The 9,968-nt window shown below is 46.9% G+C and carries 7 protein-coding genes; 5 read left to right on the forward strand and 2 right to left on the reverse strand.

Annotation, left to right across the window (positions count from 1 at the left end; translation table 11 throughout):
- Window positions 1-29: 29 nt before the first annotated feature.
- Both BAU14_RS04840 and BAU14_RS04845 read right to left on the reverse strand, forming a co-directional pair.
- The gene (locus tag BAU14_RS04840; protein ID WP_161898947.1) at window positions 30-1,337 is read right to left on the reverse strand and encodes a PTS sugar transporter subunit IIC; all 1,308 of its coding nucleotides are present in this window, start codon (window positions 1,335-1,337) and stop codon (window positions 30-32) included.
- 352 nt (window positions 1,338-1,689) lie between these two features.
- Complete coding sequence (locus BAU14_RS04845; protein WP_161898948.1) at window positions 1,690-2,307, reverse strand: hypothetical protein; 618 nt, start codon at window positions 2,305-2,307, stop codon at window positions 1,690-1,692.
- Between the two features lie 41 nt (window positions 2,308-2,348).
- On the opposite strand from BAU14_RS04845, the gene BAU14_RS04850 reads away from it, so the two are divergent.
- The 5 genes from BAU14_RS04850 to wecB all read left to right on the forward strand — a co-directional run bounded on the left by BAU14_RS04850 (window position 2,349) and on the right by wecB (window position 9,727).
- Window positions 2,349-3,041 (forward strand): MurR/RpiR family transcriptional regulator, encoded by a 693-nt coding sequence (locus tag BAU14_RS04850; protein ID WP_161898949.1) that lies wholly within the window; start codon window positions 2,349-2,351, stop codon window positions 3,039-3,041.
- 694 nt (window positions 3,042-3,735) lie between these two features.
- The gene (locus BAU14_RS04855) at window positions 3,736-4,929 is read left to right on the forward strand and encodes a trans-sulfuration enzyme family protein (RefSeq protein ID WP_161898950.1); all 1,194 of its coding nucleotides are present in this window, start codon (window positions 3,736-3,738) and stop codon (window positions 4,927-4,929) included.
- Between the two features lie 254 nt (window positions 4,930-5,183).
- Window positions 5,184-6,572 carry an L-cystine transporter gene (locus tag BAU14_RS04860; RefSeq protein WP_161898951.1) on the forward strand — a complete coding sequence of 463 codons (1,389 nt, stop codon included), beginning with the start codon at window positions 5,184-5,186 and terminating at the stop codon, window positions 6,570-6,572.
- Window positions 6,573-6,707: 135 nt separating this feature from the next.
- Window positions 6,708-8,099, forward strand: coding sequence for a CoA-disulfide reductase (locus tag BAU14_RS04865; RefSeq protein ID WP_161898952.1), 1,392 nt, complete (start codon window positions 6,708-6,710; stop codon window positions 8,097-8,099).
- Window positions 8,100-8,437: 338 nt separating this feature from the next.
- Window positions 8,438-9,727 (forward strand): non-hydrolyzing UDP-N-acetylglucosamine 2-epimerase, encoded by a 1,290-nt coding sequence (wecB, locus tag BAU14_RS14340; RefSeq protein ID WP_237580411.1) that lies wholly within the window; start codon window positions 8,438-8,440, stop codon window positions 9,725-9,727.
- Window positions 9,728-9,968: the final 241 nt, after the last annotated feature.

Genomic DNA, 9,968 nt, shown 5'->3' on the forward strand with positions numbered 1-9,968 from the left:
ATTACCCTTAAAAAAAATTATATCGATTATCAGAGACTTTGATCCACCAGTTTAGTTTTGTTGTTTTCCATTACTCGGAAGAAAGGATAGTAGATAAGCACGCTGATGGCAATCAGCACCAGACAAAAGAGCACATTGCGCCAGTCCATGCTGGAGAGGTAGGCTTGGGCAAAAAATGGTGTGAAGGAAGGATCCACGATAAAGCCCAGTCCAATGAGACCCAATTTTTGAGCGAAATAAGTCAAAAGTAAGGAGACCACCGGTGTCACCATAAAGGGAATAGCTAAGATCGGATTAAAGACGATGGGAAGTCCAAAGATGACCGGTTCATTGATGGAACAAATACCTGGAATCAAGGAGAGCTTTCCAATGGTGCGGTATTCTGGTACCCGACTGCGCATCATCAAAAGCACTAAGCCTAATGTTCCACCTGCGCCGCCCATAACAGAGATCCGAAACATCTGCAGGTTCATCAGGTGTGTCATAGTTTCACCATTAGTCAGCTGTTCAGCATTCAACCCGGTTTGAGCCATGCCTAAAGTAAAGACGATGGGAAAAATAATGGAAGAGCCATTGATGCCAAAGAGCCACAGCAGATTTCCCAGCGTAACGATCAACAGAAAGCCACCGAGGGAACCGGCAATTGTGGTGGCTGGTGTCAAGATGGTCATCACAGCTTCCGGAAAAATCTGTTTAGTGGTAGCTAAAAAGATCAAGTTGATGCCGTAGAATATTACGATATTGGTCAATAAAGGCAGTAGTGTGTTGATGAAAGTAGCAACCATCGGCGGGACACTATCCGGCAATTTCAGCTTGATATTTCTGACCTCAAAAATGCGGCAGATTTCTACGACTAAAAGGCCCACTAGAATCGCTACGAAAAGCCCATTGGTACCTAAAAAATTTAGCTCGATCCGACCTTCAGTGACAGGCGTACAAATCATCAGGTACACAACGGCTGCTACCATTCCGTTCATGGAAGGATTGAGCCTGTATTCATTAGCTAGAGAATAAGCAATACCAAAGACTGATATCAGCCCGATGATCCCCATGGTTAGATTGTAAGGGGCAGTAATCACATCGTAATTGGCAACGGCGAAGTCCTTCCAACCTGCTAGAAACTTCATGAAGAAATTGGCAGTAGCCGCGTCATATTGGTCCATATTGATGGGGGGATTGGCAAAAATCAGGAAAAAAGACCCGATTACGATAAAGGGCAGCCCGAACATCATCCCACTAGAGATTGCTTTCAAATGTCGCTGATTACCGATTTTAGCAGCAAAAGGACTCAATACATCATTGAGCTTAGTGACCATCGAAGACTTTTGATTATCCATGAGAAGATTCCTCCTTCAGTGTATTTTACTTGGTGAGTCAGGTAGTTTGTATGACTTGTCTGTTTTCAAGAAGAAAGCGTCTTGAAAACTCAATGAGTTGCTTAGGGCGCTTGGTAAGCGTAGACGCGGTGCCAAGCAAAATATCAAAATAGTGCTTGGTGAGTCAGGTAGTTTGTATGACTTGTCTGTTTTCAAGAAGAAAGCGTCTTGAAAACTCAATGAGTTGCTTAGGGCGCTTGGTGAGCGTAGACGCAGTGCCAAGCAAAATATCAAAATAGAGCTTGGCGAGTCAGGTGGTTTGTGTGGCTTGTCTGTTTTCAAGGAAACGCATCGCTCTAATTCTTTTGCGATTTTAGACTTGCCACGGGTTAAATTCGAAGGCGCTGTCTACTACATTTTTAGGATCGTAGGTTTTCAGGATTTCGGCATAGTCTTCCTTATAGTGGTTATCTACCGCAGCTTGAGGCACGACTTTACTTGCTTCGTGCAGGAAGTGCTCTGAGCCACGACCCATTTCCTTGCCACGGATGGTATGTTTATCCAAAGCAATATCGGGAATCTCCGGCACGTAGCCCATGGCGAAGCTTTTGATGACGATGTTTTTTAAGAGATCTGACGAACGATCTTTTTCGGAGTTGCAGAGGTAGCGAATCGCATGAATAAAAAACATAGCCCGATCAGATTCGTTATATTGGAACTCTTTGCGCATCGTATTTAGGTTGTTGACCATGATAGCTGCCAACGGGTTGCCCATGCCGATATCCTCGACGCTGATGGCCAAGAGTCTGCGCCACAGTTTCTCCTCAAACTGCGGGGAGGTGATGTACATTTCATAGGCAAACTCACAGGCGGCTTTTTCATTGCCTCGGCGGATCGATTTTTGCAGAGCAGAAATTACTTCGTCTCCCGCCAGATTGTTGCGGGTCTTGATTTTTGCCCAAGGATCTTGGATGAATTGATTTTCAGTCATGTTATAATACTCCTAACTATAAAAGATGGCAGGTGCAGCAGATGGATGTAGAAATGCTGATCGATAAATACCAATTGAACGATTCCGAGGCACAAGTCCTGCGATTGATGGCTCAAAAACGTGGTGTGCTCAAGCAGATGGGGATTCGTGATGTAGCCAAAGAAGGCTTTATCTCCACTGCTACTATCATCAACATGGCCAAAAAAATTGGCTTTTCGGGATATAGCGAGCTGGTTTTTGCTTTGGAAAACGCCTATGCTCATCCAGCAGCACCACATTCTTTCACCCCAGAGCAAGAACAACAGTTTATTACGCTTATGAAAAAGTTCAAGGATAAGCGAATGATGGTGCTGGGTTCCGGTTTTTCCCAGAATCTTGCCAATTACTTTTCTGAGTATTTGAATCTTTATGGTTTGCGAGCAACAGCCAATAGTCACTTGGAGTATTTGCGAGAAAACCAAGAAGAGGAAATTTTACTGTTTATTATTTCCAATTCTGGAGATACCCAGCGTCTGACTGAGTTAGCAACCACTGCTTGCGAGCATCGTTTACCTTTAATTGCTTTTGTTGGTAACGAGCAATCCAAGATTGGTCGGCTGGCAACATTAACCATCAGCACGGAAACTTATGCGCCTCAAGTAACGGAGGCTTTTGCTCCTAAGTTGTTTTTCGGTACTGCCCTCAACCAGTTTGAACTCTTGATGAGCAGTGCGTTAAAGGAAATTTATCGATAGAAGATGATGCGGCCGCTCTCTTCACTTCCAGTATACGGAGTCACGCCTGAGATGAAAGGGGTTTGCTAGGATTGTGAACATGTTTAAAAGAGAAAAAACATGTTTGGGAAAATGAGCAAAAAGCCGGCAAGCAGGATTGTTTGAAAAGCGTAGAACCTCCGTAATCATACGAATAGCAGACAAACAGAACAGCGGGGTGCCGTTGTTCTTTTTTTTTCATGACTAAAATCCAGCTAAGCATAAAATGCTGTGCAATCTGAAATCAGAGCACAGTAAAAATCTAAAAAGAAAAAGGCTTGGTACAATTTGACAGATAGTTGGAAAATTTCAATTGGAACTCTCATTTTCCCCACCTTTTTTACACACTCTCAGAGATGTTGCTCAATGTTTCACAAATTATGAAAGTGTTATAAGGATTCTATTATATTGTCTTTGTTATCATTCTGTTATTGAAAACGTTTGCTATTATGTTTTTATAACCACTTCCGAAAACAGCAAAAGTAAGCGAAGTTGGTTGAAAAAACGAGGGCGACCACGGCTGTGGAAAGTCGTTTGTTACTTGCGGGAATATTTGTTGGCAGCTGTTGTTGAGTCAGTCTGTCAGTGTATATTGCGGCAAGTATCGGGGAAGCCGGACTCTTTTTTTCGAAGAATAAGATTTGCAGCAACTAGAGAAAGGAGGTACATAACAAACATGGACATTAACACGAAACTGATTCACGGTTATCCGGTTTTCGATCAGCAGACGGGTGCTTCATCAATCCCTTTGTATCAGGCATCCACCTTCCAGCAAGGGGCGATTGATCAGCCACAGGATTTCACCTACAGTCGTTTTGGCAACCCGACACGGCAGGCTTTGGAAGAAGCCATTGCAGCCATAGAAGGGGGCCGCTGTGGTTTTGCTTTTGCATCGGGGATGGCAGCAATTTCCAGTGTGCTGCTGTTATTTGAAACTGGCGATCATCTGGTTTTTTGTAAGAGTATCTACGGGGGGACATTTACCTTGGCAGAAACCGTGCTCAAGCGTTTTGGCATCAAGGTGAGCTATGTGGATGAGACAGATCCGGCAGCCTGGGAGCAGGCAATCTGTCCAGAGACCAAGGCACTATACATGGAAACACCGTCAAATCCGCTGTTGAAAATCACGGATATTCGCAAGGTTGCCGCGCTGGCTAAAAAACGAGGACTCTTGAGTATCATTGATAACACCTTTATGACACCGCAGTTTCAATCGCCGTTATCTTTAGGTGTAGATATTGTTATTCACAGTGCCACGAAATTTTTGAATGGTCACAGCGATGTTGTAGCGGGATTGGTGGTTACCAATAATCTGACCTTAGCTGATCAGATTCGTCAACAGCAGACGGTTCTAGGGAGCATTCTTGGGGTGGAAGATTGTTGGCTGGTGTTGCGGGGAATGAAAACGATGGGGCTGCGGATGGCGCAATCAGCCGCTTCGGCTCAAAAAATTGCTGAGTTTTTGGAACAGGCGCCGCAGGTTACAGCCGTGCATTATCCAGGGTTGCCCGCTCATCCAGGGGCCGAAATTCACGCCAAACAAGCAACGAGTGGTGGAGCGGTGTTATCCTTTGAGCTGGAAAATCGTGAAGCAGTGTTATCCTTTGCCGCGGCAGTGAAGCTGCCGATTACAGCGGTGAGCTTAGGCGGTGTGGAGTCGATTTTGTCGTATCCGGCGACTATGAGTCACGCTTGCGTACCAGCTGAAGAACGGGCCAAACAAGGAATCACTGAAGGGCTGTTGCGATTATCAGTGGGCATCGAAGACACGGAGGATTTGCTGGTAGATCTTCAGCAAGCGTTAGCACAGGTAACGAATGCTTCGTCAAAAAAGGCGGACAATCTTCTTCACACCGCCTCGGGAACTTGATGGCAGCGTGGATCGAATGAGAAAAACAGTATCAAAGGACTAAAGCTAAGTAACCACTTAAGCCCTCATCTTGTCTCAGCTCTAAAGCCAAAGCCAAAGAACTGTCAGTGGCTGCTGGGGGGGAAGAGTCCCGACCATAACGCAAAGGATACTAGACTCTTTTTTGAAGGTTTCAGTAGGTAACAAAAAGTTCTACAGCATTTATTTACGTTATTTCTATCAATTATAAAATGACAAAGTGAGGTCAACTACACATGGACTTATTTCTTATTATAGCCAATATCGCGGTGATGTTGGTGATGCTAGCAGTCTTAAATCGCATGGCGAAAAAATATGTTTCCTTCTCCAAACGGGTTTTTGCCGGTTTGGGAATGGGGATTGTCTTCGGAACAATCTTGCAAGTTGCTTTTGGTTCGACTAGTGAAGTAGTAGCCGAGTCCACCAACTGGTTTGGCATTGTCGGAAACGGCTATGTCGCGTTATTGAAAATGATTGTTATGCCTTTGGTGATGGTTTCTATCGTCAGTGCGATTAACAACCTTAGTTCGACAAAAGGTCTTGGTAAACTAGCGGGAACAATCATTGGTTTCCTGATTTTTACTACCCTAATTGCGGGTACACTGGGTGTGGTCAGTGCCAATCTCTTCCATCTGGATGCAGATTCGATTCAAGCTGGTCAATCAGAAGCGGATCGGGCAGCCTATCTGGAAGAAAATCTGGCCAATGTGGAAGAACTATCCATTCCTCAAAAAGTGGTGGAGTTCATCCCTACCAACCCTTTTGAAGACATGACAGGTGCACGTAGTACGTCTACGATTGCTATTGTTATTTTCTCAGCCTTTGTCGGTGTCGCGGCGCTACAGATTAAGAAAAAGAAAAAAGAAGAAGCAGAGATGTTCACGAAAATTGTCAATGCCGCTTACGCCGTAGTGATGCGCATGGTGACATTGATCCTGCGTATGACACCTTATGGAGTAGCAGCGCTGATGACTTCAACTATCGCTAAGACCAACGTAGAAGGGATCTTGAATTTGGGAACCTTCGTACTAGCTTCTTATACGGCAATTCTCTTGATGTTCCTTGTGCATTTGGTGTTATTGATGGTCTTTGGTTTGAATCCAATCATGTTCTTGAAAAAAGCTTGGACCACGCTGGTCTTCGCCTTCACTTCACGGACGTCTGCGGGGGCAATTCCGATGAACATCGAAGCGCAAACACAAAAAATGGGTGTCTCTGAAAAAGTAGCCAACTTTGCGGCAACTTTTGGTGCAACGATCGGCCAAAATGGTTGTGCCGGGATTTATCCGGCGATGCTGGCGGTAATGATTGCACCAACTGTCGGAATTGACCCATTGTCACCAGGCTTCATCGTTCAGCTGGTAATCATTGTAGCGATTTCATCCTTTGGGGTGGCGGGTGTCGGCGGCGGGGCAACGTTTGCTGCATTGATCGTTTTGAGTTCCATGAACTTGCCGGTGGGATTGGCCGGGTTGTTGATTTCCATCGAGCCGATGATTGATATGGGACGGACTGCGTTGAACGTTTCCGGTTCCATGACGGCAGGTCTGTGCTCGGCTAAAATGCTGGGTGAGATCGACATGAGCGTCTACAACGATGCCGATGTACGGGTACGGGAAGTCTGAGTCGATTGCCCAATCTGGCAGTTGTTAAAAAAAACAGCAGTACCCACTAACATGAAAACACAGCGGGGCGGCGGCTAGTCCGCACTCCGCTCTCTTTTTGAAAATGTAGTAAAATCCAACGAGCAGGTGACAAATATGAAAACAATCATTATCGGCGGGACCGCAGCAGGCATGAGCGGAGCCGTAAAAATCCAAAAAATGGCAGAAAATCCAGAAGTTGTGGTCTATGAAAAAGGTGAAGTAGTCAGCTTTGGCGCTTGCGGGTTACCTTATTATGTCGGTGATCAGTTTCACGACAGTCGGCAGATGATTGCTCGTGAACAAGCAGCTTTTGAAAAGATGGGGATCAAGGTTAAGCTTTTCCATGAGGTGACTGCAGTCGATACCCTCAACAAAACCGTTACAGTGTGGGATAGCCAAGAAGGGAAGAGCTTCACTGATACATATGACCGGCTGCTGATTGCCTGTGGCGCGTACCCACTCACGCCGCCGTTAAAGACACCAGATGCCGCAAAATATGAAAATCTTTTCCATCTAAAGACGATTGGTGACGGCCGTGCCCTGAAAACCTACCTGCGAGTAGAAGAGGTGCAACATGTTACGGTAATTGGCGGTGGCTTTATCGGTGTCGAGTGTGCTGAGGCGCTCTTGCATCAGGGTAAACAAGTGCGGCTGATTCAATTGGACGAGCATCTATTGGCGGATTCCTTCGATTCTGAAATCAGTGAAGTGTTAGAAGACAAACTGCGGACAGCCGGAGTGGCGCTTCATTTGGGAGAAAAGGTTCAGGATTTAGCAGGGGGCGTAGATGAAGAAAGTATTGCCCGAGTTCACAGCGTAGTCACCGATCAAGGGGAATACGCTACGGATCTAGTAGTGATGGCAATTGGTGTACGGCCCGCGACGCAGATGTTAGGCTCAGAGTTTGATAAACTTGCCAATGGGGCCTTAATCGTAGACAATCAGGGATGCACCAATGTGGCAGATGTCTGGGGGGCGGGCGACTGTGCGACTGTGCCTCATCTGGTGACTGGTGATAATAGTTATATTCCGCTGGCTACAGGTGCCAACAAACTGGGACGGGTTGCCGGTGAAGTGATTGCCGGAGCAGATAGCTATTATCCAGGATCATTGGGAACTGCCGGCGTGAAATTCTTAGCATTGGAAGCTGCCCACACCGGTATTACGGAAGCGGATGCTCTCAAATTGGGGCTGAGTTTCAAAACGGTGGTGATTAACGACAAGAACCAGACAGATTATTATCCGGGGCAAAAAGATATTCGGGTCAAACTGATTTATGACGATCAAACCCTGGTGATTTTGGGGGCGCAGATTGTCGGAGAAAATGGTGCCGCGCTGCGGATTGATACTTTGGCGGCAGCCATTACTATGGGGATGACTACCAAGCAGTTGGGAATGTTGGATTTGCTTTACGCCCCGCCTTTTGCCCGTACGTGGGATGTTCTGAATGTGGCGGGTAACGTCGCAAAACCAGGTAGAAAACCGGCGGCACAGCCGGTGGGCTAACTTATGAAATTAACTCGTTGTTGAAACTGGTCACGAGTCACAGACAATTGCGAACCCAATTGTCTTGTCGCAGACTTGTCCGTAGCCGCAACGCTTCTACCGCGACAGCAATGAATAGGGAAAACCGGCTGAACAAGCACCATGCGTTCAGCCGGTTTTGTGCGTGATTTGCCAAGAGATGATTTCTCTTCAGTCTGTGGCTTACCTTTCGTTTCCCGGTTGCCATTTTCGTTTCTTTCCCGTATTCTTGAGACAGCAGAAACCTACAAAAATAAGGGCTGAATCCTCGCCACTAGTGGGCAGCCGTGTTTTTTTGAGAGCAGAATGGAGAGCAGGACATGGAGAAGTTGAAGGTGATGACGGTTTTCGGCACGCGGCCGGAAGCTATCAAGATGGCTCCTTTAGTAAAAGAGTTGGAGCAGGCGGACTGGTGTGAGGTGCAGGTGGTGGTTACCGGTCAGCATCGCGAAATGCTGGATCAAGTATTGACCGTATTTGATATTGTGCCGGATCACGATTTGGCCATCATGAAGCAGGGGCAGACGATTGAAGAAATCACGACGCGGGTTTTGACCGGCTTTGGCAATGTATTAGAAAACGAGGCGCCGGCTGTGGTCTTAGTCCACGGAGACACCACCACGACTTTTGCCGCCGCACTGGCCGCTTTTTATCGACAAATTCCGGTGGGACATGTGGAAGCTGGTCTCAGAACATGGAACATGGCACAGCCGTTTCCGGAAGAAGCCAACCGTCAGCTGACCGATGTGCTGGCACAGCTGTACTTTGCCCCCACCAGCCAAAGCCGAGACAACTTGCTGACAGAAGGCAAAGCCGCAGACAAAATTTTCGTCACCGGCAATACCGCTATCGATGCTATGCGGTTCACTGTGACTGATCGCCAGCGTCTGGATGGTCGTCCCCACTGGCTACCGCAAGCCGAGCAAGACAATCAAAGAACGCAAACTAAGACGGGAACAGCAACTGGGACAAATCAGCAAGAAAAAGAGTCTACTTTGACAGCTTTTGAGACTTTTGCAGATCAGCAAGCCACAGCTGCCACTACGCCGAGTTCACCAGCAGCTGGTCCCCAGATTTTGGTGACCATGCACCGCCGTGAAAATCTAGGAGAACCGATGGCGCAGGTCTTTCGTGCGCTGCGACGAGTAATTACTGAACAGCCGCAAGCCCGCTTGATTTTTCCAATGCACAAAAATCCGGCAGTGCGGCAATTGGCCCAAGAAATTTTAGGCGAGTTGCCACAAGTTGAATTGATTGAGCCGCTGGATGTCGTGGCTTTTCAAAATCTGATGGCGGACTGCCAACTGGTTTTGACGGATTCCGGCGGCTTGCAAGAAGAAGCGCCGGGGCTAGGGGTACCAGTTTTGGTGCTACGGGAGACCACGGAGCGGCCAGAAGGGGTTGCGGCAGGAACGGTACGATTAGTGGGTACTGATGAAGCCGTGGTTTATCAGGAAGTGACCCAGCTGTTGACTGATCGCGCTGCTTATCAAGCGATGGCTCATGCTGCCAACCCATATGGAGACGGTCAAGCTAGTCGCCGTATCGTTGAAGCGATCGCCTATCATTTCGGCATCACCCAGCAGCGACCGGTTGATTTTCAAGTATAAGAATATGACAGGAAAAACCCGAAGTTGCAGCCAGATCAGGTTATAACTTTGGGTTTTTCCTGTCGTCGCTTTTTGGGCGGAACAATGAGTGGTTCACCAAGCGGCAACACAAATTTCAGTGGCAAAAATTGCAACAGTAAACTTATTAATTTTAGTCTTTTGTAGGACTGAAAAGGGCACAAATTTCCTCAATCGGTTGTAAAAGGGCGGCCTAAACTTGTGGCTCTTCGTCAAATAGTGT

The sequence above is a fragment of the Candidatus Enterococcus leclercqii genome (assembly GCF_009933135.1).
Classification (GTDB): Bacteria; Bacillota; Bacilli; order Lactobacillales; family Enterococcaceae; genus Enterococcus_C; species Enterococcus_C leclercqii.